Source organism: Picrophilus oshimae DSM 9789, from assembly GCF_900176435.1.
GTDB lineage: Archaea > Thermoplasmatota > Thermoplasmata > Thermoplasmatales > Thermoplasmataceae > Picrophilus > Picrophilus oshimae.
Genome location: NZ_FWYE01000002.1, coordinates 115,661 through 139,274, shown reverse-complemented (window position 1 = coordinate 139,274; position 23,614 = coordinate 115,661). Strand labels below are relative to the sequence as shown.

The 23,614-nt window shown below is 36.3% G+C and carries 24 protein-coding genes; 13 read left to right on the top strand and 11 right to left on the bottom strand.

Going from position 1 to position 23,614, the window contains the following annotated elements:
- Nucleotides 1-4 precede the first annotated feature (4 nt).
- The 6 genes from nuoI to B8780_RS04215 all read left to right on the top strand — a co-directional run bounded on the left by nuoI (nucleotide 5) and on the right by B8780_RS04215 (nucleotide 3,074).
- Nucleotides 5-502 (top strand): NADH-quinone oxidoreductase subunit NuoI, encoded by a 498-nt coding sequence (gene nuoI / locus B8780_RS04240; RefSeq protein ID WP_236719382.1) that lies wholly within the window; start codon nucleotides 5-7, stop codon nucleotides 500-502.
- The gene (locus tag B8780_RS08350) at nucleotides 499-753 is read left to right on the top strand and encodes an NADH-quinone oxidoreductase subunit J (protein WP_011178207.1); all 255 of its coding nucleotides are present in this window, start codon (nucleotides 499-501) and stop codon (nucleotides 751-753) included. Before nuoI ends, B8780_RS08350 begins: the two co-directional genes overlap by 4 nt.
- Nucleotides 743-964, top strand: coding sequence for an NADH-quinone oxidoreductase subunit J (locus B8780_RS08345; protein ID WP_084272780.1), 222 nt, complete (start codon nucleotides 743-745; stop codon nucleotides 962-964). Before B8780_RS08350 ends, B8780_RS08345 begins: the two co-directional genes overlap by 11 nt.
- On the top strand, nucleotides 946-1,260 hold the full coding sequence (gene nuoK / locus B8780_RS04225) for an NADH-quinone oxidoreductase subunit NuoK (protein WP_236719381.1): 315 nt from the start codon (nucleotides 946-948) through the stop codon (nucleotides 1,258-1,260). Before B8780_RS08345 ends, nuoK begins: the two co-directional genes overlap by 19 nt.
- Nucleotides 1,261-1,408: 148 nt before the next feature.
- Complete coding sequence (gene nuoN, locus B8780_RS04220; RefSeq protein WP_236719380.1) at nucleotides 1,409-2,815, top strand: NADH-quinone oxidoreductase subunit NuoN; 1,407 nt, start codon at nucleotides 1,409-1,411, stop codon at nucleotides 2,813-2,815.
- Between the two features lie 10 nt (nucleotides 2,816-2,825).
- Nucleotides 2,826-3,074: a hypothetical protein gene (locus B8780_RS04215; protein WP_011178211.1), complete on the top strand. Its 249-nt coding sequence runs from the start codon at nucleotides 2,826-2,828 to the stop codon at nucleotides 3,072-3,074.
- On the opposite strand, the gene B8780_RS04210 is transcribed toward B8780_RS04215, so the two are convergent.
- Nucleotides 3,071-3,421: a TA0956 family protein gene (locus tag B8780_RS04210; protein ID WP_011178212.1), complete on the bottom strand. Its 351-nt coding sequence runs from the start codon at nucleotides 3,419-3,421 to the stop codon at nucleotides 3,071-3,073. The genes B8780_RS04215 and B8780_RS04210 overlap by 4 nt on opposite strands.
- Before the next feature lie 74 nt (nucleotides 3,422-3,495).
- On the opposite strand from B8780_RS04210, the gene asnS reads away from it, so the two are divergent.
- The 4 genes from asnS (at nucleotide 3,496) to gyrA (ending at nucleotide 10,179) form a co-directional block, all read left to right on the top strand.
- Nucleotides 3,496-4,779, top strand: a complete 1,284-nt coding sequence (asnS, locus tag B8780_RS04205) for an asparagine--tRNA ligase (protein ID WP_084272777.1) — start codon at nucleotides 3,496-3,498, stop codon at nucleotides 4,777-4,779.
- Nucleotides 4,776-5,771 carry a uroporphyrinogen decarboxylase gene (gene hemE, locus B8780_RS04200; RefSeq protein WP_084272776.1) on the top strand — a complete coding sequence of 332 codons (996 nt, stop codon included), beginning with the start codon at nucleotides 4,776-4,778 and terminating at the stop codon, nucleotides 5,769-5,771. Before asnS ends, hemE begins: the two co-directional genes overlap by 4 nt.
- A gap of 87 nt (nucleotides 5,772-5,858) precedes the next feature.
- Nucleotides 5,859-7,799 (top strand): DNA topoisomerase subunit B, encoded by a 1,941-nt coding sequence (locus tag B8780_RS04195; RefSeq protein ID WP_011178215.1) that lies wholly within the window; start codon nucleotides 5,859-5,861, stop codon nucleotides 7,797-7,799.
- A gap of 10 nt (nucleotides 7,800-7,809) precedes the next feature.
- The gene (gyrA, locus tag B8780_RS04190; RefSeq protein WP_084272775.1) at nucleotides 7,810-10,179 is read left to right on the top strand and encodes a DNA gyrase subunit A; all 2,370 of its coding nucleotides are present in this window, start codon (nucleotides 7,810-7,812) and stop codon (nucleotides 10,177-10,179) included.
- On the opposite strand, the gene proC is transcribed toward gyrA, so the two are convergent.
- From proC to B8780_RS04155, 7 genes are all read right to left on the bottom strand, one after another.
- Complete coding sequence (proC, locus tag B8780_RS04185; protein WP_084272774.1) at nucleotides 10,180-10,953, bottom strand: pyrroline-5-carboxylate reductase; 774 nt, start codon at nucleotides 10,951-10,953, stop codon at nucleotides 10,180-10,182.
- A 106-nt stretch (nucleotides 10,954-11,059) separates the two neighbouring features.
- Nucleotides 11,060-12,046, bottom strand: coding sequence for a homoserine dehydrogenase (locus tag B8780_RS04180; RefSeq protein ID WP_011178218.1), 987 nt, complete (start codon nucleotides 12,044-12,046; stop codon nucleotides 11,060-11,062).
- A 38-nt stretch (nucleotides 12,047-12,084) separates the two neighbouring features.
- Nucleotides 12,085-12,891 (bottom strand): hypothetical protein, encoded by an 807-nt coding sequence (locus tag B8780_RS04175; protein WP_084272773.1) that lies wholly within the window; start codon nucleotides 12,889-12,891, stop codon nucleotides 12,085-12,087.
- Entirely contained in the window at nucleotides 12,878-13,930 is a 1,053-nt protein-coding gene (locus B8780_RS04170; RefSeq protein ID WP_011178220.1) for a replication protein A, read from the bottom strand. The genes B8780_RS04175 and B8780_RS04170 overlap by 14 nt, the downstream gene beginning before the upstream one ends.
- A gap of 5 nt (nucleotides 13,931-13,935) precedes the next feature.
- Nucleotides 13,936-14,541 (bottom strand): DUF8183 domain-containing protein, encoded by a 606-nt coding sequence (locus B8780_RS04165; RefSeq protein ID WP_084272772.1) that lies wholly within the window; start codon nucleotides 14,539-14,541, stop codon nucleotides 13,936-13,938.
- Between the two features lie 45 nt (nucleotides 14,542-14,586).
- Complete coding sequence (locus tag B8780_RS04160; protein WP_084272771.1) at nucleotides 14,587-15,561, bottom strand: NMD3-related protein; 975 nt, start codon at nucleotides 15,559-15,561, stop codon at nucleotides 14,587-14,589.
- Nucleotides 15,562-15,592: 31 nt separating this feature from the next.
- On the bottom strand, nucleotides 15,593-17,437 hold the full coding sequence (locus B8780_RS04155) for a thioredoxin domain-containing protein (RefSeq protein WP_084272770.1): 1,845 nt from the start codon (nucleotides 17,435-17,437) through the stop codon (nucleotides 15,593-15,595).
- 103 nt (nucleotides 17,438-17,540) lie between these two features.
- Here B8780_RS04155 and B8780_RS04150 point away from each other — a divergent pair, with 103 nt between their 5' ends.
- Together B8780_RS04150 and B8780_RS04145 are read left to right on the top strand one after the other, a co-directional pair.
- Nucleotides 17,541-18,110, top strand: a complete 570-nt coding sequence (locus B8780_RS04150) for a 2,3-diphosphoglycerate-dependent phosphoglycerate mutase (RefSeq protein WP_084272769.1) — start codon at nucleotides 17,541-17,543, stop codon at nucleotides 18,108-18,110.
- A 32-nt stretch (nucleotides 18,111-18,142) separates the two neighbouring features.
- A complete protein-coding gene (locus B8780_RS04145; RefSeq protein ID WP_084272768.1) occupies nucleotides 18,143-19,369 on the top strand; it encodes a dihydroorotase in 1,227 nt (408 codons plus the stop codon).
- Here B8780_RS04145 and B8780_RS04140 read toward each other — a convergent pair.
- A complete protein-coding gene (locus B8780_RS04140) occupies nucleotides 19,344-20,009 on the bottom strand; it encodes a phosphoglycolate phosphatase (protein ID WP_161939675.1) in 666 nt (221 codons plus the stop codon). The genes B8780_RS04145 and B8780_RS04140 overlap by 26 nt on opposite strands.
- A 37-nt stretch (nucleotides 20,010-20,046) precedes the next feature.
- Between B8780_RS04140 and B8780_RS04135 the strand changes: the two genes are divergently transcribed.
- Nucleotides 20,047-20,322, top strand: a complete 276-nt coding sequence (locus tag B8780_RS04135; RefSeq protein ID WP_084272766.1) for a ribonuclease P Rpr2/Rpp21/SNM1 subunit family protein — start codon at nucleotides 20,047-20,049, stop codon at nucleotides 20,320-20,322.
- Here the strand turns inward: B8780_RS04135 and B8780_RS04130 are convergent.
- Both B8780_RS04130 and B8780_RS04125 read right to left on the bottom strand, forming a co-directional pair.
- Complete coding sequence (locus tag B8780_RS04130) at nucleotides 20,298-20,519, bottom strand: hypothetical protein (protein ID WP_011178228.1); 222 nt, start codon at nucleotides 20,517-20,519, stop codon at nucleotides 20,298-20,300. The genes B8780_RS04135 and B8780_RS04130 overlap by 25 nt on opposite strands.
- Before the next feature lie 26 nt (nucleotides 20,520-20,545).
- A complete protein-coding gene (locus tag B8780_RS04125) occupies nucleotides 20,546-23,569 on the bottom strand; it encodes an MMPL family transporter (RefSeq protein ID WP_084272765.1) in 3,024 nt (1,007 codons plus the stop codon).
- Nucleotides 23,570-23,614 lie beyond the last annotated feature (45 nt).

Sequence of the window (23,614 nt, the reverse complement as noted above, 5' to 3'; positions counted from 1 at the left end):
TGTTATGACCGCAAATGTTAAGGAAATAGAAATACCAAAAAAACCGCTGCCGTTGATAGGCGAGATCCAGACAATGTACCATGTGGGTAAATTCATATTTAAAAAACCTGTTACAGTACAGTATCCAGAGGAAAAGGGGGATATACCGGAGAGGTTCAGGTACAGAATATTTTTAAGCCCGGAATCATGCATAGGCTGCACACTATGCCAGCAGATATGCCCAAATCACAGTATAAAAATGGAGGTCTGGGATCTATCCTCCCAGAATACAGGTGCACATGCAATAAAAACAGCCAGGGGTGTGAGAGAAAATGCCCAGAATAAAAGGCATTTGTATCCTGATGTGAACTTTGGAACCTGCACTGTATGCAGGAACTGCGAGGAAATATGCCCAACAAACGCAATTTATTTAACCCACGAATTCGAAACGGCAAGAACCAGGAACAGCTTTACCTACTCGCCCCAGGAGCTTACAATGCAGGAGAAGGACGTGATAAAATGAGCTATTATTACATAGTTTTCTTTATCTTTGCCATACTCCTTGTAATTCTATCATTTATGGTAATTTCCAGTAAAAAATTGATTCACTCATCGATATACCTTTTAATATTTCTAATAATAATCTCAGGTCTTTTTATATCTCTTGGTTTAAGCTTTGTGGGCAGTGTCGAGCTTCTTGTCTATGCAGGGGCAATAGTTACACTTCTTGTTTTCACATTAATGCTAACCGGGGGTGAGGACGTTGAGGAATAAATTACAAAAAATAGCAATAATAGTATTCTTCATAATATTTGCTGTAAACTTCGCCTTTATACGTGGGAGCTTTATAATAAGATCACAGAATATATCAAGGCTAGGCACAGAGCTCTTTTCAACATATATAATACCCTTTGAGCTTCTATCATTGATACTTGTTGCCGCAATAATAGGTGTTATGTACATAGCATGGGAGGAGAGAAGATGAACATAGTATATTTATTAATGCTTTCATTAATACTGTTTTCAATAGGTTTGTACGGAATATCAACATCAAACGTTGGGATTAAAATGCTGATATCGCTTGAAATCATAATAAATTCAGCAATCCTTGCAGGTGTTTCCGTATCATCGTTTTATTTCTCAACAGGTGTTTTGATCTTTGTGCTCTTTGCAATTGCCATAGGCGTCATAGAATCTGCAGTTGGCATAGCAATACTAACCATGGTTTATAAAAAGTACGGCAGGATAACAATATCACTTTTGAAAGAGATAAAATGGTAAGCGACATATTTTTTTCCCTATATCAATTTATAAAAGGGCATATACGATACACAAGCATGAATCAGGGCATCATAGAATGGTTCACAAAAAATTGCGCAGCTGTTATTTCTATATGCCTGTTAATATCCATGAATACTGGAGGGCTATCATGAATTATATAGAGTATTTATATCCGGTTATATTTCTTGGCGTAATGGGTTTTGTTCTTCTTGCCATTGGCATAAGATCCCAGAGCAAAAAACTCTTTGCAGCTATGGCAATGGCGTCACTGGCAGTTTCATTTATACTTGTAATAATAATGCCATTTAATGGTCTTATATATAATCAGTTAAAGTTTTCAAGGTTCGATGAGATATTCTCATTGATATTAATAATATCTGTGATAATTATAGTTGTACCAACGATGCATGATTTAAAGGAAAAACCTGATGTTTTCTACGCTCTTTTGCTCTTTATGACCGCATCCATGCTTATAATAGCTTATTCTTATAATCTTATAGTGCTCTTTGTTTCCTTTGAGGGGTTAACTATAATAACATACATACTTGCGGCATATAACAAAACAAGGAGAAACCTTGAGGGTGCTGTTAAGTACCTTTTTATAGGCGTTATAGGCACGTCATTTAATATTTTTGGTATATCGTTATTTTACCTTTCAACAAGAACATTTAATCTCCTTAACATTGTTAATATTTCATACAGCAGGGCCTTGATACTGGCCCTGGTCTTTATGATCATAGGCTTTGGTTTTAAGCTTGCAATATTCCCGATGCAGCAGTGGGCAATTGATACATACGATGGTTCAATGAATTCAGTATCATCATTTTTATCAACAGGCAGCAAGATAGCTGCATATTTTCTCTTTTTAAAGGTTTTGTACCTTGGTTTCCCTGGATATAATATATACATATTCTATTTCTTTGCAATACTCTCGATACTCACAATGACCTATGGAAATGTCTCGGCACTTTCGGAGACGAATCTAAAAAGAATGCTCGCCTATTCAAGCGTTGCACAGGCAGGTTATTTAATACTTGTTTATGCAATAATAAGCTATCCGTATCATACGCTTGTTTCAAGGAGCGTTTTCATAGACTTTGGACTGGCATCCGCGGCATTTTACTCACTTGCATATATATTCATGAAAGGTGCATCGTTCATATCAATGAGCATATTCAAAAAGGACAAAATTATGATAGATGATATGGCCGGCCTAAACAAAAAATCACCACTGCTTGCATTCTCATTTGCAATATTGTTACTGTCACTTGCCGGTGTTCCAATAACCGGCGGCTTCCTTGCAAAATACTTCCTGTTCTTTACATTGATTATAGGAAACATATGGTGGCTTGCGGTAATAGCAATAATAAACAGCGTCATCTCTGTCTTTTATTATCTAAGGGTAATAACATACGAATACAGAAGGCCTGTTAAGGAGGAGTTCAACCTTACCATGGGAGTAAAATATACAGTGATTATAAGCGCATTCATAACGATAGCCCTGTTCTTTTCATTTTCACTGTTTTCGTATATTCTTGGTGTTGCCAGGATATAAGGTGATTTTTATGGGTATAGAGGAATGTTTTAATGAATTAAAGGATGATGAAATAAGTGCGGCTGAATGCATACACTGCCTTTTAAAGCACGGGGAGGTTGTAATCTATGATGATGAGCTTAAAAGGCTAAAGCTTGGCAGGGAGGTCTATGATAAAAGCTATGTCGATCAGATGAAAAGGATATCAGAGATACTTGGCATAAACTCATTTAGATCATATACGGAAAAGGATAAAGAATATAATTTAACAATGTATTAAAACGGTGTGTTCGCGTACTCTATCTCTGTTTTATATCCAAGATCCTTATATTTTTTTACTATCTCCTCAACACTGTTCTTGTTTATTCCCATGTTCTGTGTAAACGTTATTGAAATAACCTTTTTATCCTTATTGATTATTATAAAGCCTATGGTTTTATCCTCGGGCATGATCTCATCTGTTCTGGCATACTCCTCTATAAATTCCTCAAGGCTCTCATCGATCAACGGCGATGTAACAACATCAATCATGGCCTTTAATGAATCCTCGAATTTTGATAGAAGCACGCAGATTGTTGATGGGTGCTGTTCCTTCATTTTTATATTATACATAACACAGAAGACCATAATTAAGTATGTTTTCTTTATATTTCATGATTTTCATGGATAAGATAAATATATCCATGTGATATATTGAACAAATGGAAAGCATAGAAAGCATACTTAATGATGATTTCATAGGCAAAACAGTTACCATACACGGCTGGGTTTACAGAATAAGGAGCTCCGGAAGGATAACATTTATCATTATAAGGGATTCAACAGACATTGTTCAGTGCGTTGCATCAAGCAGCCTTGGCGAAAGGTACAACGATATATCATCATTAACAGTTGAAAGCAGTCTTGAGGTAACTGGCCAGGTTAGCAAGGATGAGCGTGCCGTCACCGGCTATGAGATAAAAATAAGCGATTTTAAGATATATCAAAGAAACGAATTCTTTCCAATAACAAAGGATAAAAGTGACGAGTTTCTTTTAGACAACAGGCATCTATGGTTAAGAAGCAGGGAATTCACATCAATATTAAAGATAAGATCAACGGTTTTTAAGGCCTTTGCGGATTTCTTTTATAACAACGGTTACTACCAGGTTCAGGGTCCAATGATGGTGTCAACAGCAACCGAGGGTGGTGCGACTTTATTCAAGTTAAAGTTCTTTGATGATGATGTATATTTAACACAAAGCTCACAGTTTTATCTTGAAACCATGATCTTCAGCCTTGAAAAGGTGTTTACAATAGCACCAAGCTTCAGGGCTGAAAAATCAAGAACACGGAGGCATCTATCAGAATACTGGCATGCCGAGGGTGAGGCAGCATGGCTTCACAACGATGACATGATGAATGTCGAGGAAAAAATGATAGAATATATAGTCTCCGAGGTTTTAAATAAAAACGAGAAGGACCTAAAATTAATAAACAGGGATATATCAAAACTTGAAAGGATAAAGGCACCGTTTCCAAGGATAAAGTACCGTGATTTAATAAACAAATCAAGGGAGTTTGGCATGAATTTAAAGTATGGTGATGATCTTGGCGCTGACGAAGAATACAATATAATGATACATTATGAAAAGCCACTGTTTGTTACAAATTATCCGGAAGAATTAAAGACATTTTACCATCTTCCGGACCCTGAAAATCCAGGAGAGATTCTATGCCATGACCTGCTGGCACCGGAGGGCTACGGCGAGATCATAGGCGGTGGTGAGAGGATATGGCGGCTTGATGAGCTCCTCGAAAGAATGAAAAAGGCCGGCCTTCCAGAGGAGGATTATTACTGGTACATAGATCTAAGAAGATACGGAAGCGTGCCCCATAGTGGATTCGGTCTCGGTCTTGACCGTCTTGTTAACTGGATATGTAATTTAAATAATATAAGGGATGCAATACCATATCCAAGAACTGTTAGAAGGATAAAGCCATGAACAGCTTTATATCAATGATAAGGAACGGTTATTCAGATACAATACCTGTTTGGTTCATGAGACAGGCAGGACGCTATTTAAAGGAATACAACGAGAAAAAAGGCAGGATGACAATAAAAGAGATATGCATGGACCCTGAATTGATCGCAGGTATATCATACGATCCGGTCAGAATTTTAAACGTTGATGCCGCAATAATATTTTCAGATATTACAATACCGCTTGAGGCCCTTGGATATAAAATAGAATTCCTGCCCGGCGGGCCAAGGATCATAAATGGATATATAAAAAACCACGACATGAAAGATATAATATACTTTGAGGAATCAAATTTTAAATATAAAATATACGATGCAATAAAAATCTTTAAAGAAAAATATCATTTTCCATTAATAGGTTTCTCTGGCGGTCTTATAACTGTATTATCATACATCATTGCCGGGGGCCCGGATAGCAATTTAAACCTAACAAAAAGATCAATGCTTTCAGATGATAAATTCAATGATTATATTAATATTATAAAGGACATGATAATAAAATACATAAGGCTTCAGGTGCGTGCAGGTGTTGATGCAATACAGATCTTCGACAGCTGGCTTGGATATCTATCACCGCAGACATATGAAAATTACATAAAAGGGCATATCGAGGAGATATTATCAGAGATAAATGTACCTGTTATATATTTTAGCACAGGCACATCATCTATAATAGAAAAACTCTCAAGACTTAACATTGATTATATAAGCGTTGACTGGCGTCTTGACATGAAACTTGCAAGATCCATGGTTAATAAGAAGGGTCTTCAGGGCAACCTTGACCCGTTAATAGCAGCCTACAATTTACGCTATGCGCTTAAAGAAACGTCAGACATTATAAATGCTGCTGGCAGATCCAGCTATATATTCAACCTTGGCCATGGTGTCATACCTGAGACACCGGTTGAAAATCTTAAGCATATCGTCAATTTTGTTCATCATTTTAATCAATAAGACAAAATATATTAATAAAAGGCGGATTTTAGCGCCAATTCTTCATGGAAAGGTTATTAAGTCTTAGGTAATATTGTATAGATTTATATGGATGAATACAACGCATCTCAAATACAAATTCTTGAGGGTCTTAAGGCAGTAAGGCAGACTCCAGGAATGTACATAGGAAACACCAGCGAGGAAGGACTTCACCATATGGTTTATGAGGTAATAGATAACAGTATAGATGAATCAATGGCAGGTTTCTGTTCAAATATTTATATAATAATATATAAAGACGGCAGCATATCCGTTGAGGATGATGGACGTGGCATACCGGTTGACATGCATCCAAAATACAAGAGACCGGGACTTGAGATTGTTTTAACAGAACTTCACAGCGGTGCAAAATTTGATAAAAATGTTTATAAGGTCACCGGCGGTCTTCACGGCGTAGGCGTTCATGTGGTAAATGCGCTTTCAGATTACCTTGAGGCAATTGTAAAAAAGAATGATAAATTATACATAGAGAAGTTTGAGCGTGGCCTCCCCGTAACAAAGATGGAGGAACTCGATTACATAATGGCTTCAACAATAAAGGATGTAAAAATAAAGCTTGCCAATCATGGGACCATAATAAAGTTCCATCCGGATCCGCAGATCTTTGATGTGAGAGATTTTTCATATGAAATAATAGCTGGCAGATGCAGGCAGCTCGCATTTTTAAATCCGCAGGTTACAATAACAGTTGAGGATGAAAGAACATCAAAAAAGGAAACATACCATTTCACAGGCGGCTTATCTGAATTTGTTAAATACATCTCATCAAACAAGGATCCAGTTTACAAGGATCCGATATACTATTCAACGGAGATTGAAAAGGAGGTTCACAATGAAATTCGTAAGTACTCACTGGAATTTGCCTTTCTTTATGTAACAGACAGCTCAAAGATTGTTGAGAGCTTTGCAAATAATATAAGAACGATATACGATGGAACGCACGTCACCGGATTCTATACAGGTTTATCCAGGGCAATAATAGACTACATAAAATCAAAGAATCTATCAAAATTGAATATAACAGGTGACGACACAAGGGACGGACTGATTGCGGCAATACATGTGAAATTAATGAGGCCACAGTTCGAGGGCCAGACAAAGGAAAAACTTGGAAACAGCGAAATAAAATCAATAGTTGCATCCGCAACCGAGATGTATCTAAAGTCATACTTTGAATCATATCCTGTAACAGCTGATGCAATAGCAAAGCGTGTTATACTATCAGCAGAGATCAGGGAGGCCAGCAGAAGCCAGAAGGAATTAATAAAAAGAAAATCAGCATTAAGCAGTGGTTCAAGCCTTCCGGGAAAGCTTGCGGATTGTTCAAGTGATGATCCGGCTAAAACCGAACTGTACATTGTTGAGGGTGATTCCGCAGGAGGCTCGGCCAAGCAGGCAAGAAACAGGGAATTCCAGGCAATACTTCCATTGAGGGGAAAGATATTAAACGTTGAAAAGGCCGGTGACAACAAGGTTCTTGTAAACGAGGAAATAAAGAATCTAATAACTGCCATAGGCTCTGGCATTAAGGAGAACTTTGATGAGAAAAAATTAAGGTACGATAAGATAATAATAATGACGGATGCCGATGTTGATGGTGCACATATAAGAACACTGCTTTTAACGTTCTTTTACAGGTTCATGAGGCCGTTAATAGAATTGGGCCATGTCTACTTTGCCGAACCACCGCTTTACAGAATACAGAAGGGAACTGATATAAACTATGTTTACACTGACGATGAAAAGGACAGGCTTTTAAAGAAGCTTGGAAATGCAACAATACAGCGTTTTAAGGGTCTTGGGGAGATGAACCCTGAGCAGCTCTGGGATACAACAATGAATCCTGAAAAGAGGCGCATCGTCATGGTTACAATAGAGGATGCTATGTATGCAGATGAGCTTTTTAACATATTAATGGGCGAAAAGGTTGAGCCAAGGCGCAAGTTCATAGAGGAAAATGCAAAATTCGTAAAGAATCTTGACATATAGGGTGTTAAAAATGATGAGACCTATTGAGGAAGAGATAAAAAACTCATATCTTGACTATGCAATGAGCGTTATAGTGAGCAGGGCGATACCAGACGTAAGGGATGGGTTAAAACCCGTTCAGAGAAGAATAATATATTCAATGTATGAATTAAACCTTAATCACGATAAGCCATATAAAAAATCAGCACGTATTGTTGGAGAGACCATGGGTAAGTACCATCCACATGGTGACTCTGCGATATACGATGCGCTTGCAAGAATGTCACAGGATTTTTCATTAAGGTATCCATTGGTTGACGGGCAGGGGAACTTCGGCTCAATAGACGGTGATGCACCTGCGGCCATGAGGTATACCGAGGCAAGGCTTGCAAGGATAGCCGAGGAGATGATAAGAGACATTGATAAGGAAACGGTACCTTTCATGCCAAACTTTGACGGATCATTAAATGAACCTGTTTATTTTCCATCAAAGATACCGCAGCTGCTTATTAATGGAACATCTGGCATAGCCGTTGGTATGGCAACAAACATGCTGCCGCACAATCTTAATGAGGTGTGTGATGCAATAAAATATAAGATAGACCATGAGGATTCTAGTTTATATGATCTGTTAAAATTCATAAAGGGCCCGGATTTTCCAGGCGGTGGAATCATATACAGAACAAAGGACATGATAGATATATATAAAACAGGCCATGGAAAGGTCATATGCCGCGGAAGCATAGAGGCAGAAGATAAAAGGATCATTATAAAAAGCCTGCCATACGGCCTTAACAAGGCACAGTACATACAGGATCTTGCAAATCTTGTTAACAATGACCAGATAAATAATATATCTGATATAAAGGATGAGAGTGACCGCAATGGAATAAGAATAGTTATAAAGGTAAAGGGTCATGACAGGATTGATCTTGTTGTAAATCAGCTCTATGAAAAGACCCAGCTTGAAACATCGATAAGCGTTACAAATCTTGTTTTGCTTGATAATGTTCCGGTGGTTATGAACCTTGAGGATCTCATTAAAAATTTCATAGGTTTCAGGCTTGATGTTATAAAGAAGAGATCTGAATACGATTTAAAAAAGCTTAATGAAAGGATGCATATATTAAACGGTCTTTTAATAGCATTGAATAACATTGATCTTGTTATAAAGATCATAAGATCATCAAGCGATGTTAACAGCGCAAGATCATCATTAATGAAAGAGCTATCATTAACCGAGGTACAGGCAAATGCGATACTTGACATGAGGTTACAGAGGTTAACCGCCCTAGAAATATCAAAATTAAAGGAAGAGATCGATGAAATAAACAAAAAAATAGAATATTTAAGCGATGTCGTTAACAATGAAAATACAAGGAAGAACGTTTTAAAAGCCGAGCTTGACGAGATAAAAAAACAGTACGGCGATAGGAGAAGAACCGAGGTAATAGAGGGCGAGATAAGCCGCCGCGATGAGGAGGATCTTATACCAAATGAGGAATCAGTTATAATTCTCAGCGAGAAAGGTCTCTTAAAGAGGGTCTCACTGGATGAATACAAATCACAGCGTCGTGGTGGCCGTGGCATAATAACAAACACAAGGGATAACGATTCCGTAAAATCTGTTGTTTCATGCATGGCACATGATACACTGTATTTCTTTACAAACACTGGCCGCGTTCTTAAGGAAAAGGCATACAGGATAGAAAAAAGGGATAGAAAGGCATTAGGTGTCAGCGGCAACAAATTTTTGAAATTAAACGATAATGAAATCATAAGGCAGATCATAAAATCACCGGAGAACCTTGAGGATTTATTAATAATAGTCACAAAAAACGGCTTTATAAAAAAGACAAACATCTCCGAGATACTTGATATGAGAAAATCTGGAATAAAGATAATAAACCTTGCAAATAACGATGAGGTTGTCTCTGTTAGCGAGATTTCAGGTTCATCAAAGATCTTTGTGGCGGCATCAAACGGCAAGGCCGCGGTCTTTCTAAGCGATGAGGTTCCACTTACATCAAGATCATCCAGGGGGGTAAAATCCATGAAATTAAACGGTTCGTATGTAATATCTGCATTTCCTGTTAAAGACGATGATACAATATTAAGCATCACAGAGAATGGTCTTGGAAAGAGAACAAGGGCCACGGAATTTCCGGAACATCACAGGGGCAGCAGTGGCGTTTACTTATTTAAGGAGAATGAGAAGACCGGAAAACTTGTCATGGCACTGCCTGTAAAGGATGATGACGAGATCATAATAGTAACAAAAAATGATCAAACAATAAGAATAAAGTCATCAGATATAAGCATTTTATCAAGGTTTGCATCCGGTGTAAGGCTCGTTGGATTAACAGAAAACGATTCGATATCAACGGCCTGTGTTGTATAATTATTTTCTTTTTAATTCCATTGACCTTTTTGTTGATGCCTCAACAGCCCTTGCTATTGTTGTTCTTATATTTCCATTTTCTATCTCAAATACACCCGCTGCCGCCGTTCCTGCAGGCGTCATAACCCGATCCCTTATCTCGGATGGTGGCAGGCCGGTTTTTTCCATTAATCTTGCAGTGCCCTCAAAGGTCTTTAATGTTAATTTTCTTGCAGTATCCCTTGATAGTCCCATCCTTATTCCTGCCACTATCATGGAATCTATCATTATTGATATAAATGCAGGCCCGCTTCCGCTTAAACCAGTTACAGCATCCATGCTCTTCTCATCTATAAATATGCATTCACCGGTCTTTTTGAATATATCATCAACGATTTTTATGGTATTTTCATCTGCATTTTTATATGCAACCGCAGTTATTGCATCACCGGTTATTATTGGCAGGTTTGGCATTGCACGGAATATACTTGTTTTTGCATATGATTCTATGTAATCAATGTTTATGCCTGCCAGAAATGATACTATTATCTTATTTTTTATATTATCCTTTATTTCGTTTAAAACATCATCGATATTAAATGGTTTAACGCTCAATATAATTAAATCACCATAAGCTGCGTTTTCAGCGTTGTTTTTAAATAATTTAAAACGCCCTCCTGACCAGGATTCAAGCTTTGAAAAGTCCCTGGAGCTTAATCCAATTTCATAATCATCCTTTAATGCCTCGGCCATTGCACGGCCAATGGTACCGGCACCTATGATCGAGATCTTCATGGTTTATAATACCATTAAAAGATATAAAATATAATTTCATTTATAACAATTAAGATGTAAATACATATATTTACAAAATATTGATATTAAATTTAATATAAAAGGATCATATTTTATATTTAAGCAGCATTACATCGTTTACAACCTGTGCTGCTGTTTGAAGAGGACCGTCATGGTTTTCAAAGATGTTTATATTATCATTTATATCAGTTTCCATTGAATATGCCATTGACAGAGGGCTTATCATGCCAAGAAAATCGTTCCTGCTGAATGCCCTTATTTTAGATTCAGCATGGAAACCGCCATTATTTTCTATCATTGCAACGACCCTGTAAACCTTTTCATTGTCCATTGACGAAATATCAATGTTTTCTATGCCATCGTATGTTACATCCCTTAATGTAATATCTTTATTAAATAGGGAATTTGCAAGTATAACAGTCTTCCTGGCGGAATCCAGTCCCATGGTATCATCACTGTAATCCGTTTCTGCTATACCCATATTCTGTGCTATTTTGACCGCATCAAGGAAGCCAACACCAGAAAGCTCCTGGTTAAGAACATAGTTTATCGTGGAGCTTACAAGCCCTGTGAAATTAATTATTCTTGAAGACATCGTGCAGAACTGCCTTAGGTTAAAAAGTGGAACACCGCCGCCGACAGATGCCTCGTACCTTATAATTCTCCTGTTTTTTGATGCCGAATCCATTATGTCATGCCAGTGCAATGCCAGTGGAGCCTTGTTTGCGGTAACTATGTCAATGCCATGCTCAAAGGCGTTTATATACAGATTTTTCCCCCTTATTCCATCCTTTGTTGCCGGAGAAACATCAACTATAACATCTGGCTTTATTTCAAAGATCTCATCAAATTTTATTTTTTCATAATCTATTTCCTCAAGCCTTTTTGATTTTTTATAATTGATAATCTTCCCGGGATCAAGGCCATTCTCATTATATAATGTTAATTTTGAATCGCTGGCACTTACAATACTTATCCCATTGTTATTTTTCCTGTAATCATCGTTCCTGCTTTTTATTATATCAAGCACTGAAAGGCCAATATGGCCAAGGCCTATTATTGAGATCCTCATTTTTGATTATCATTAATTATTTAATAAATTTTTTTTAATTATATTAATGCCTTGTACCTTTTTAATGAAACCTCGTATATGTCACCCTGTGATCCAAGGTAATTTAGTATTTCATCAACCTTATCCTGGGATATCTTTGCATTCCTGGCGGCTATGACAATATCATCATAGCGGCATCCCGTGCCATCATCGTTGTTTTTAATGTAATCTAATATTATGTCATAGTAGTTCTGTGATTCCTGCTGGATGCCATTTTCAAAGTTTATGCTTGAGATCATTTGAAGATAGCCATTGAAATCATAGTTATTGTAATACTTTTTGGCCCTGATTGCGGATTCAGCCTCATCAATGGAATAACCAAGGCCTGTAAGGGTTTCGCTGGTTACATCGTCCTTAAATGCCTCCCTTATTGCCATTAATTTTCTCCTTGATATGTATAATGTTCTGTAGCTCCAGAATCTCCTCTCATTATCTGATATAACAGATACAAGCTCAGGAACAATTGAAAAATAAAAGATATCCTCATTGTTTTTAAAATAGCTTATCTTGCCCATGACTGATAATAGATCACCTGTGCCTATGCTATTTAATACATCATTGACCTCCTCATGGTAATCATTTTTAAATGATGTTAGATAAAATGAGCCAAGGCCATCGGAAACAGTGGCCTTTATCATTTTATCATCGCTGTTTTTGTATGTTACGGAACCGGCAATGAATAACCTTCTAAGCCTGGAGCCAAGTGGTGTTATTATGTATTTATCATCGTTTTCATCAATGATGTTTGAATCCTTTAATTCTTTAGAAAAGATCCAGTACGATCTCTCTCTTTTAGGAAAGTTCATTTTCCATCTCCACCATTTCAATCTTTATCTCATCATCTGTTATACTATTTGCCTTAATAACCTGAAAATCAAGCTCATCATCCTTTTTTATGAAGTTCCCTGTGAATTTAAAAGCATGACCATAAAGTTTTTTATACATTTCATTGTAAATAATTGATGCCTTCCTTGCTATTTCATTTTCATTTATGTTTATTAATGGAAGTATTGCATCCTTGCCTGCCGTTGCCCTGACAAAGCCGGTGCCATCATCTATTGTAAAATAGGCGAATATGTCCAGGTTTATCCCTGCATCTGGATGGTCAGGGCAAACGTTTAAAGATATCGTTTTATTGCATACAGAGCATCTTTTTATTATTCCGCTCTTCTCACCAAGTGTTATTATAAATCCCATAATATTTATGCCGCCGACAGGATTTTTTATATCAAAGATCTTATAGTTCCTTTCAAGGTTCATATCAGATTCTATTTCTTTTACAACGCTTTTGTTGCTTACTGTTATCTCTATTCTATTTGAATACATTGATACCCTGGCACCCTCTATCCTGTAAAATCTGTTATTCTCCAGTGGAACGCCAAATGATGAAAACCTGACCCTGCCGGTGTCATCCTCTATATATCCAGAGTATATTGTACCTGTCTTATCGTTTTCCCTCTTTGTTACATTCGTTACCTTACCGGAAACCGTTACAAATGGTGTAACAGGATTCAAATCCTTTATCTTTAAATCCTTGTACGTGTTTTTAATCTCTATGTTCTCACCGGGTTTGACCATTATCTCCGTTCTTGAGTCGAAGTAAAGCCTGAACTTGCCACGGTACTCTTTTAGATGGGCGTATTTTACCTCTATTACATCGCCCGATTTTATTACATCAGGGAACTCCCATGCCGTAAATGGTATTACCCCGGTTTCATCGCCGACAAGGCCGTAATAGTATATCTTTGATTTTTCCTCTGATTTTATCTCCCTCTTATCAACGGACAGAACCTTAAGCTTAAGCGAAACGTTATTATTTTCACTATTTAAATCAGATATCTTCATAATCATCACTGATACATGCTGCTTGGTGGCTTGTTCGAATCAAGCACCTCGCTTATTAACCTTTCCGCATCCTCGTCACGTATACCGGTGGTTTTAACTAGATATTCCTTTATTTCATCACGGCTCTTGCCATTCTCAAACATGCTCTTTATAAGCATTGCCATCCTCTCTATGATCTGCTCGTTGAATTCCTCCTGAAGGTTTAATGCCTGAACCATTAAATAGAATGCGCTTAATATTGTGTTTAAACCTATGTTCATTACATCCTTTGTTAAATTTTGATCCGTGAAATCAACCCTGGAAACAACCTCCTCATTTATACCATCAAGCATAAATTTTACAAGCTCAACACGCCTGTTTAATATTAATAATATTCTATATATCTTTAACCTTTCATTGTTATCTATTGTCGCGGTTTCTATTCCGGTTCTAACGATCAATGATATAGTTCCATCATTGTTCGATGACATGAAAAGTGCAAACGGGATCTTATCGCTCTGCAAAATTACATAGTTTCCTGTATCGACTGCATTCCATTTTAAATCTATAAGATTCTTGGCATCGTCGCTCCCATTTTTGAACCATTCCATTATCTCGCTTTTATCAACCATATAAAACAATCAGTTTTAACTATTTTAATTATACTGTTTTGCATTTTATATAATATAATATTCATCATTGTAATTGTAAAGATCTATTGAATCGCTTTTTATTATTCCCTTTATGGTTACAATATTAAAATTCTTCTCGTCCATAAGTTCGGTTTCGGAACCATTGTTTGATATGACAATAAACCTTCTCTTTTCAGACCTTCTTATAAGATCAAAGTTTGATGAGAAGAATGTTTTTTCATCCATCGTTAAATCTTTTTTCAATGATAAATCCATTATGTTTATGTTTCCGGGCTCAACGGATTTTACCATGTAGTTTCTTCCCCTGCTGAATATTATTGATCCCGGCTCAAGATCGAATATTCTTATTAAATGGGTGTATCTAAATACATCCTTTCCATCCTTCTTGCCTGCAAGTGACTTTGTTACCTTTGTGTCAATAAAGTACTTTGAATCAAGATTTTTTATAACCTTTGCCGCGTCGTCCCTCTTTCCAAGGTATATGTCTATGCCCTCCTTAAGATTTACAACCTTTGAAACAAATGAGTTTGGATCATTTACATTGTATCTTTTAATATCATTTATTATATTGTCCCTTGCAGTATCTATTAAATGTGATCTATCCCTTGAAAAGGTTCTTAGCTGTATTATGGCCTCGTAGTATGATCCTGTTAATTTATTGCAAACAGGGCAGCTCTCCCTGGAAACATCCATTGGTATGCTTACATTTTTTTCAATGCCATCATCGAAAACAATGTTAACGTTTATGTAATCATCCTTTAAGTAATTGTAAATTTTTTTAATGCTGTTATTCTTCTTTTCCAGCATCCTGGAGACAAAATTAAATAAAGCATCATCAGGATTGTTATAGTACCACCTCTTATTTATCTTAATTGAACCACATTTTGGGCACACTGTAATATTTATTTTATCATAGGAAACATTCTTCATGCTGGTAAGGCATTCAATGCAGATGCCGTCCCTATAGGCCTCATTGATGCCGCATAATATGCATTTCATCGTTTAAAAATATCATTTAAATATAATAGTTTTACCTTAGTATTTTCTCTATCTCATCCGGATTGTAAATGCACTTGTTCATATCGCATACCTGGTTTTTATTAGATAGTTCTATTAATCTTGATGGTACATATTTTTTTTCGATATTTTCTATAAAATCTTTGCTTCCCTTTATGTTATAGCTGTATTTATAATATATCAACGAGCTCACTATTGCGGATGCAAAAGCTGGATTGTTTTTTATTATGTAACCAACGGAATCTATTGCCCTTTCAAAGACATTAAGATTGTTATCAATAAACGATAGCAATATTAGATTCTGCAGCTCAGCAGATAGGCCGGAAGGCACCGCACTATCATAGTATTCCTTCATCCTGAAATCACCTGTTGAATTGAAGAAGCCATTACCATCATAAAAAAGATCAATGCATTTTTTATTTAACTGAATTGCGGCATCTATATACTTTTTTTCATTTGTTATGTTATATAATTCTATCAATCCTGAAATAAAAAACGCATGGTCATCGAAATTTGCCAGCGGCCCAAGGCCATTCATGTAGCTGTGATACAGCTTTCCATCCTGGTACATCTCATACAAAATAAAATCTGCGGCAGATCTTGCCATATCAAGCATTTTACGATCCTTAAAAACAGAGTATGCATAGCTAAAAGCCTTTATCGCCATGCCGTTTACATCGCAAAGTATCTTTTTATCCTTAAATGGTGAGTCCACCCTTTTTTCCTTTAATTTTTTAAGTATTTTCATATTTTTTTCATTTAATTTATCCTCTGATTTTAAATACAATATGTTTCTCCCTGATATTTTATCAGAGATAAAGTTCCCCTCTGGTTTTATATTAAAGTCATTTATAAAATCATCATCTATAATATCTTTTATATCATTGTAATCCCATGTATAATAGTAGCCCTCAATGTTTTTGTAATCTGCATCGATTGCCGTGTAAAATGCCTCACCAAAAAACTCATTATTAACAAAATCTGTTATTTCATGAACAGTATCCATAAACAGCTTTTTCCCTGTTAACTGGTATGCCTGCGTGTATGCAAGCACCGCGAATGCCTGGTCATACATCATCTTTTCAAAGTGTGGAACAATCCACATCGAATCAGTGGAGTATCTATGAAAGCCGCCGGAAACATGATCATATATGCCGCCGAGCCTCATTTCGGTCAATGTTTTTACAGCCATGTGAATGTCCCCATGGAAGTATTTATGATAAAGCATGATGAATATTAATTTATGGTACTCCGGGAACTTTGGTGCGGATCCAAAACCGCCATATTCTATGTCAAATGTTCTTTTAAGTGAATAGAATGTATTCTCAATGGCCTCATTGTAATCGATCCTCTCAGGTTTAATCTCATTTTTAATTGCATTTATTGCCTTGTTTGCATTTTCAAGGAGCTCATCACGCTTATTATTCCAGAGGTAATCAACGGTATCGCATAGATCCATCATTCCTATCATATTGTTCCTTGTTTCCCTTGGTATGTATGTAAATGCAAAAAGTGGTTTTTTCTCAGGCGATAATATAAAGTTTAATGGCCAGCCGGCCTGGCCGGTCATCAACTGTGATAACGTTATATAATAATTATCAATGTCAGGCCTCTCCTCACGGTCAACCTTTATGGAAACAAAGGTTTTATTCATCTTTCTGGCAACCAGATCATCCTTAAAGCTCTCGTTTTCCATGACATGGCACCAGTGGCAGCTTGAATAACCTATGCTTAAAAATATTAATTTCCCTTCAGATCTTGCCTTTTCGAAGGCCTGCTCGGACCACGGATACCAGTCCACAGGATTTGAAGCGTGCTGTAACAGATACGGGCTCCTCTCATTTTTAAGATGATTCATATTTTAAGATATTAAATTAATATTCAATGGTAATGTATCATATAAAGCTAATTTTCTAAAAATCAGTGCTTAATTTATTATATTATTTACATATATTATAATTATGGAATACGTTATTCTGGTAAGGCACGGAGAGAGCATGACAAACAGATCCGGCATATTATCAAGGGAGATGAACAAATACGGTTTGACTGATAATGGCATAGAACAGGCAAAATTCACAGCCTATCAATTAAAATCCATGAATTTTGACATGATTATATCAAGTCCTGTGCTAAGGGCCAGGGAGACAGCAAGGATTATAGCAAATGAAACAAATTTAAAATTAAAAATTGATGATAGGGCAATAGAATCTGATTTTGGCCAGTACGAGGGCATGCATATAAATGAAATACCAATGAAGCCCAGGGAGGAGCTTGGCATGGAAACATTTGAATCACAGCAGGCCAGAATGATCGATCTTATAGATTCTTACAATGGAAGATGCATTATTGTAAGCCATGCCTTTCCAATAAGGGCTGCAATATCATATTATTTAAACATGGATGAGCAGGAATCCTTTGGCATAGAGATAAGATACGCATCGATGAGCGCAATAGATGTAAAAAACAAAAGAATACTGTCAATAGGGTCACTTTTGATTACCGATCGCATAAAAAAACGCTTTTCATAAGTATTATAAATAAATAAAAATTAACGTTTTATATGATTTACGCGGGAAACTTTTATTATAAGGACCATTTTGAGTACCTTGAAATTGATGTAAATAATGGCATAATAACCAGTATAAAAAAGAACATACCAGGAAAGAAGATCAAGCTTAATGGTGCCGTTATGCCAGCAGGCACGGATTCACACGTTCATTTCAGGGACCCTGGTGAAACATATAAGGAGGATTTTTCCACAGGAACAATGTCCGCAATCTTTGGCGGCACAACAACAATTATCGATATGCCAAATAATAAGATAAGAATAGATAACTACCAGGCATTCTCGGACAAACTTGCCATAGTAAGCAGGAAGGCCTACTGTGATTTCGGTCTCTATTCAATGTTCACCGGCGATAATTCATTAATAATTGATAAAAGATCAACTGGCATAAAGATATACATGGGAAACACAACAAATACAAACGGCAGCGACATTACAAATGAGGAGATATCAAAAATAAAAGACCTAAATGTACCTGTTTTTTTCCATGCCGAGGATTCAGAATGCCTTAAAAAACATTATTTTAATGCAAAAAACCTAAAGGAATATGATAAATCAAGGCCTGTTGAATGCGAGATCTTAAGCGTTGAAAAGATAAAGAATTATGATCTAAACACAAAGGTCATAGCCCATAAGACGTTTATCGATAAAATCGAGATGCTATCCGAGGCGAGTCCACATCATTTGCTGCTAAACAACGATATGGATCTAGGTTCCTATGGAAAGGTAAATCCACCATTGAGGTCAAGAAGTGCCCAGTCATTGCTATTGAATTCCTATATATCAGGCAATTTTGATATTTTATCATCGGATCATGCACCGCATTCACAGAATGAAAAAACGGATTTTGAATATGCGCTTCCAGGAATTATTGGTGTTGAAACCAGGATACCATTAATGCTTGCGCTGGTATCAAAAAAGATCCTTCCAATTGATGTATTCTATAAAACTGCAATATACAATCCTGCAAAACTCTTTAAAATAAAGAAGGGTGTAATTGACAATGGATACTACGCGGACTTTTTCAGTTTTGATTACCACAACATTGAAAGATTAAATGATTATAAACTTCATTCAAAGAACCCGGTATCGCCATTTAACGGCTTTGATGTTATCTTTCCAGACAGCGTAGTTCTCCGTGGTGATGTAATTATAGATAATAGGGAGATACTTGATGAAAGATCAGGAAAATTTATCAATGAATTAAATCAAAGTGCCTAAAGACATCAAAGAGTTCATCACCATAGCATTTCCCAGATACATAATTGCTCATTTCTTTTATTTTTTCAGAAGCGTTTCCAGGGCATGCACTTAATGTTCCAAGACTGAACATGCTCTCATCGTTCTGCGAATCGCCAATAACAAGAACATTGTTATAATCAATGTTCATAATATCCATCATCTTTTTAACCGCAAAGCCCTTGTCCTGGCCCTTATTTAATATATGCAATGTAAAGCCGCTGTCAACTATGTATAGATCCCTCCTGGCCGCCTCGCGATCTATTATATCCATTTCATCATGGTTGGCTGTAAAGGCCATTGATGTTTCCCGCCACCTGTTTGTTAGTATGCCCCTTGCAGATGTGTAACCTGAAATATCATTCAAAAAGGATTCAGGGCCATCCTTTTCAAAGAACTTTTCAATATTATTGTTTATAAGTGCTATTCCACCGTTCTCCGCAAAGATATATCCATCAAAACCTATGTAAATTTTAAGCCCGTATAAAACAGGCAGGACATTACCACTTACAAGAGCAACCTTTGTTTTTAAATTCCTTATTGCATTTACTGCGTTTACAGAGATCATTCTGGATTTATCCGTTAATGTGCCATCAACGTCAAGCACAACAAGCTTTATCATGGTGGTAAATATATATACAAAAAATAAATCTTTAGTCATGAACATTGCCTTAAAAAGGATAAATTATTTAATTAATATTTCAAGGGTATCAGACAATCCAGAAAGATGCATAGATTTAATGGAAAAAATCTCAAAAAGGATGGATATTACATTAAACCATGATATTAAACTCCAGTACTGCAAGGTATGCAAGATGCCTTACAGAAGTCCAGTGATAAGATTAAAAAACGGTTTTGTTTTAATACATTGCGACCACTGCGGCAATACAAGAAGGATCAAAATAAGGGATCATTCTGTTTCAAGCTCAAAATAGACCCTAAATCCCTGAAGTGTTGCCTGTATCTTGTCTGCAAACCATATGGCATCCTCGGCCGTTGCAGAATCGGGCCATTCATATACCATGTCATGCTCGCCCTTTATAAGTGTGAAACCTAGCGATCTTAGTCTTTCAACAACCTCACTGGGCTTTGTACCCTCGCTGTTAAATATTACCTTTAGATAGGTCTTCATGTTTCATAATATAAGAATTATATATATTATTTTTTATTCCTTCCTATCTTCGATGGCCACCAGTTGTATTTATCGAGATAAAGCATTATTGACGGAACAAAGAATGGCCAGCTTATGAAAGTATCTATTAAAACGCCAAGTGCAAGGCCTATGCCTATCTCCTGCATTATGCCTATACCGGAGAAGTAAAGTGCACCGAAGGTAACAAACAGCAATGAACCAAGGGTTATTATTACACCACCATTCTGTATTATACTCTGTTTTATTGCCTCATCGTTGCTTAAACCCTTAATTACACCCTCCCTTGCCTTGGTAACCATGAATATATCATAGTCAAGGCCGACGGCCAGGAGAGTTATGAATACAAAGAGCGGCAGGAATATTATTATTGGCAAATGCAGTGTATAATAAAATATTGCATATGTAACAGATAAAGAGACAATAACTGATGCCATGACCATTAATATTAATCTAACCGGTGTAAAGGCGGACGCTATCTGAAGCAATAATATTATAAAAACGGAAGCTGCAAGTATTGGTATCATTTTTTCAAATGATGCAGATGTAAATGAATAGGCATCGTTAAGATACTCTGTTAATCCGCCAACATATACTTTGTAGTTGTTGCCATTGCCTGCGATTGATGGCATCTCATTAACAAACTTTGTTGACTGGCCGCTCCATGCTATATTTGAAAGATATATAACGATCTCGGCATACCTGGGATTTTTGCCTATGTATGAGTTTGTTTGGTTTATGTAATTGCCTACATATCTGTTATCGCTGCTTAAAAAGCTGTAATTTACATAATATCCAAATGGATATCCTATACCAAGGACTGAATGAACGTCACTGTTTTCAAGCAATCTTTTTTCTATATTCACGATTTCATTGTACTCGGTTTCATTGTATTTTCCATGTGATACTATTGGCGATGTGAAATTGACTATTATATATGAAGGATCAAAGAGGTCGTAATGAAATGAATCATTTACAACGACCAGCGATTCTATACCGCTGCTTGGCGGCAGCAGGGTAAAAACATCCATATTTGTTGGCGTTACAGAATACACGTAAAGCCCGGCAATGGTTAATATTATAAATAATACTATTAACTTCTTCCTGTTTTTCAGTGTGAATCCTGCTATCCTGGTCATAGAGCTCTCAAATGGCAATCTCTTCTTTTCCTCAAACCTTGATGGCCAGTATGCCCTTTTACCGAGCAATGCAGTTAATGCTATTAAAAACGTGTTTGCTATTGTTATTGCTATCAATGCACCAAGGGCATTTGTTAATCCATCATCACTGAATATTGGTATACCAGAAAGCCATAAAACAATGTATGATATTGCAACAGTCGTTCCGGATGTGAAAACTGCAAGGCCGGCCCACTTTGCAGTTTCCTGTGATGCCTCCATGTTTTTTCCCTTTAATTCTGATCTGTATCTTGATAATATATAAACGGTGTAATCAGATGATATGCCAAGTAAAAGTATCATAAGCAACGTTGGTGTAATAAATGATATCGAGGAATGAAAGATATATTTATAGATTATACCGCTGATTCCGGCAGTTATGACAGCCGAAAGTATAAAAACCAGCAATGGAATAAACGCCGCAACAGGAGATCTAAAGAAAACCCCAACAATAACAATTGATATGGATATGCCTATTAAAAGGGCTATGACCAGGCCGTTTATGACCTCGGTTCCAAGCTCACTGTCGGCAACGGTATTTCCGGCAAGATAGTATTTGCTATTTGGTATAATCGATGCATACCTTGATGTTATATGATTTATTCCATTTATCTCGGAGGCTGTTAAATTACCCTTATAATCTATTATAAAGAGCAGTGTTGAATTATTATAACCAAGAAGGGAGTTTTTTACATAATTTGATGGCAGCACAGGATATTCATTGTATGGGTAATTTTTTAATATGCCGGAATTACCATAGACAAATGACCCTATGTTCTTACCTGATGTATTGTAAAGGCTGTATAAATACCATTTGTAGGATCCATTATTTATCATTATAAATGGGTCGTTTTTAAAAATCTTTATACTTGCATTATATATTATTGAAACCATTGGCGTTATCATTTTAAATGATACAGGTTCGCTCACATTAAATGATTTGTATACAAATTTATATGGACTAATGCACAGATCATCCTCTATGAATTTTGTGGCATTCTTATTTGATTTAATGGCGTTTGATACATATGAAACGCTGAAGCCTGGCAGGGAGCTATTTATGTTTTCAGGGTCTTTATAATACTCATAGAGTGTGTAATTCCTCGAAAGGTCAAGCATCAATGTGCTGTTTAAAATCTTTTCAAAGGCCCTATTTGATACGGTACTATTTATTGCGTTATTCATTATATAAATGGCATTGCTATTATTAAGATTTTTAATCGTTGAGTTCCAGTAGCCTGAAAGATAATTTAAATATATTAGCGGCAGGCCCTTAAGACCGGTCGATACATCCTTATATGCTATTGTATTATTATTAGTCTTTTCAAATATTAATAGATATTCAAGTGGAAGCCCAAATTCAAGCCTCACAAGGCTCCCTGATTGATTTAACAGCGACGTTGTTTCATTGTGCAGTTTCATCATTAAATTATATGTGGAGTTCTCCTCTGAATAAATGCCCCTTGAAAATGATAAAAGAGTCTTATTCTCCGTTGTTATTATGCTTGTTATGTTTATAAAGTCTATTTTTTGTTTTTCCATGTAATCTTTCAATGAATTCTCAAAATTAATCATATTCTGGTTTACTGTTAAATTGTCTATGTTTGTATTATTAACAACAACTATCAGCTCATTTGGATCAGATCCATTGAACTGGCTTTCCAGAAGGCTGTTCGCTTTATAGGCCATGGAATTCTTCGTTATGATTGAGCTTGATATATTATAAGATGTATCATTAAAAAACTGCTCGGCAAACGGTAGCATCAATATAAAGATCACAATCCAGAAGGCTATTAATGCCTTTCTGTGTTTTCTTGAGAAGCTGCCAACCGAATGGAAAAAGTTCTCAAACATTGTATGCTTGTATTGAATTATTAAATTTATATTTTATCGATAAAC

Coding starts and splice junctions, on each gene's coding strand:
- nuoI (WP_236719382.1), top strand. CDS start 5: ATGACCGCAAATGTTAAGGAAATAGAAATACCAAAAAAACCGCTGCCG.
- B8780_RS08350 (WP_011178207.1), top strand. CDS start 499: ATGAGCTATTATTACATAGTTTTCTTTATCTTTGCCATACTCCTTGTA.
- nuoK (WP_236719381.1), top strand. CDS start 946: ATGGGAGGAGAGAAGATGAACATAGTATATTTATTAATGCTTTCATTA.
- nuoN (WP_236719380.1), top strand. CDS start 1,409: ATGAATTATATAGAGTATTTATATCCGGTTATATTTCTTGGCGTAATG.
- B8780_RS04215 (WP_011178211.1), top strand. CDS start 2,826: ATGGGTATAGAGGAATGTTTTAATGAATTAAAGGATGATGAAATAAGT.
- B8780_RS04210 (WP_011178212.1), bottom strand. CDS start 3,421: ATGGTCTTCTGTGTTATGTATAATATAAAAATGAAGGAACAGCACCCA.
- asnS (WP_084272777.1), top strand. CDS start 3,496: ATGGAAAGCATAGAAAGCATACTTAATGATGATTTCATAGGCAAAACA.
- hemE (WP_084272776.1), top strand. CDS start 4,776: ATGAACAGCTTTATATCAATGATAAGGAACGGTTATTCAGATACAATA.
- B8780_RS04195 (WP_011178215.1), top strand. CDS start 5,859: ATGGATGAATACAACGCATCTCAAATACAAATTCTTGAGGGTCTTAAG.
- gyrA (WP_084272775.1), top strand. CDS start 7,810: ATGATGAGACCTATTGAGGAAGAGATAAAAAACTCATATCTTGACTAT.
- proC (WP_084272774.1), bottom strand. CDS start 10,953: ATGAAGATCTCGATCATAGGTGCCGGTACCATTGGCCGTGCAATGGCC.
- B8780_RS04180 (WP_011178218.1), bottom strand. CDS start 12,046: ATGAGGATCTCAATAATAGGCCTTGGCCATATTGGCCTTTCAGTGCTT.
- B8780_RS04175 (WP_084272773.1), bottom strand. CDS start 12,891: ATGAACTTTCCTAAAAGAGAGAGATCGTACTGGATCTTTTCTAAAGAA.
- B8780_RS04170 (WP_011178220.1), bottom strand. CDS start 13,930: ATGAAGATATCTGATTTAAATAGTGAAAATAATAACGTTTCGCTTAAG.
- B8780_RS04165 (WP_084272772.1), bottom strand. CDS start 14,541: ATGGTTGATAAAAGCGAGATAATGGAATGGTTCAAAAATGGGAGCGAC.
- B8780_RS04160 (WP_084272771.1), bottom strand. CDS start 15,561: ATGAAATGCATATTATGCGGCATCAATGAGGCCTATAGGGACGGCATC.
- B8780_RS04155 (WP_084272770.1), bottom strand. CDS start 17,437: ATGAATCATCTTAAAAATGAGAGGAGCCCGTATCTGTTACAGCACGCT.
- B8780_RS04150 (WP_084272769.1), top strand. CDS start 17,541: ATGGAATACGTTATTCTGGTAAGGCACGGAGAGAGCATGACAAACAGA.
- B8780_RS04145 (WP_084272768.1), top strand. CDS start 18,143: ATGATTTACGCGGGAAACTTTTATTATAAGGACCATTTTGAGTACCTT.
- B8780_RS04140 (WP_161939675.1), bottom strand. CDS start 20,009: ATGATAAAGCTTGTTGTGCTTGACGTTGATGGCACATTAACGGATAAA.
- B8780_RS04135 (WP_084272766.1), top strand. CDS start 20,047: ATGAACATTGCCTTAAAAAGGATAAATTATTTAATTAATATTTCAAGG.
- B8780_RS04130 (WP_011178228.1), bottom strand. CDS start 20,519: ATGAAGACCTATCTAAAGGTAATATTTAACAGCGAGGGTACAAAGCCC.
- B8780_RS04125 (WP_084272765.1), bottom strand. CDS start 23,569: ATGTTTGAGAACTTTTTCCATTCGGTTGGCAGCTTCTCAAGAAAACAC.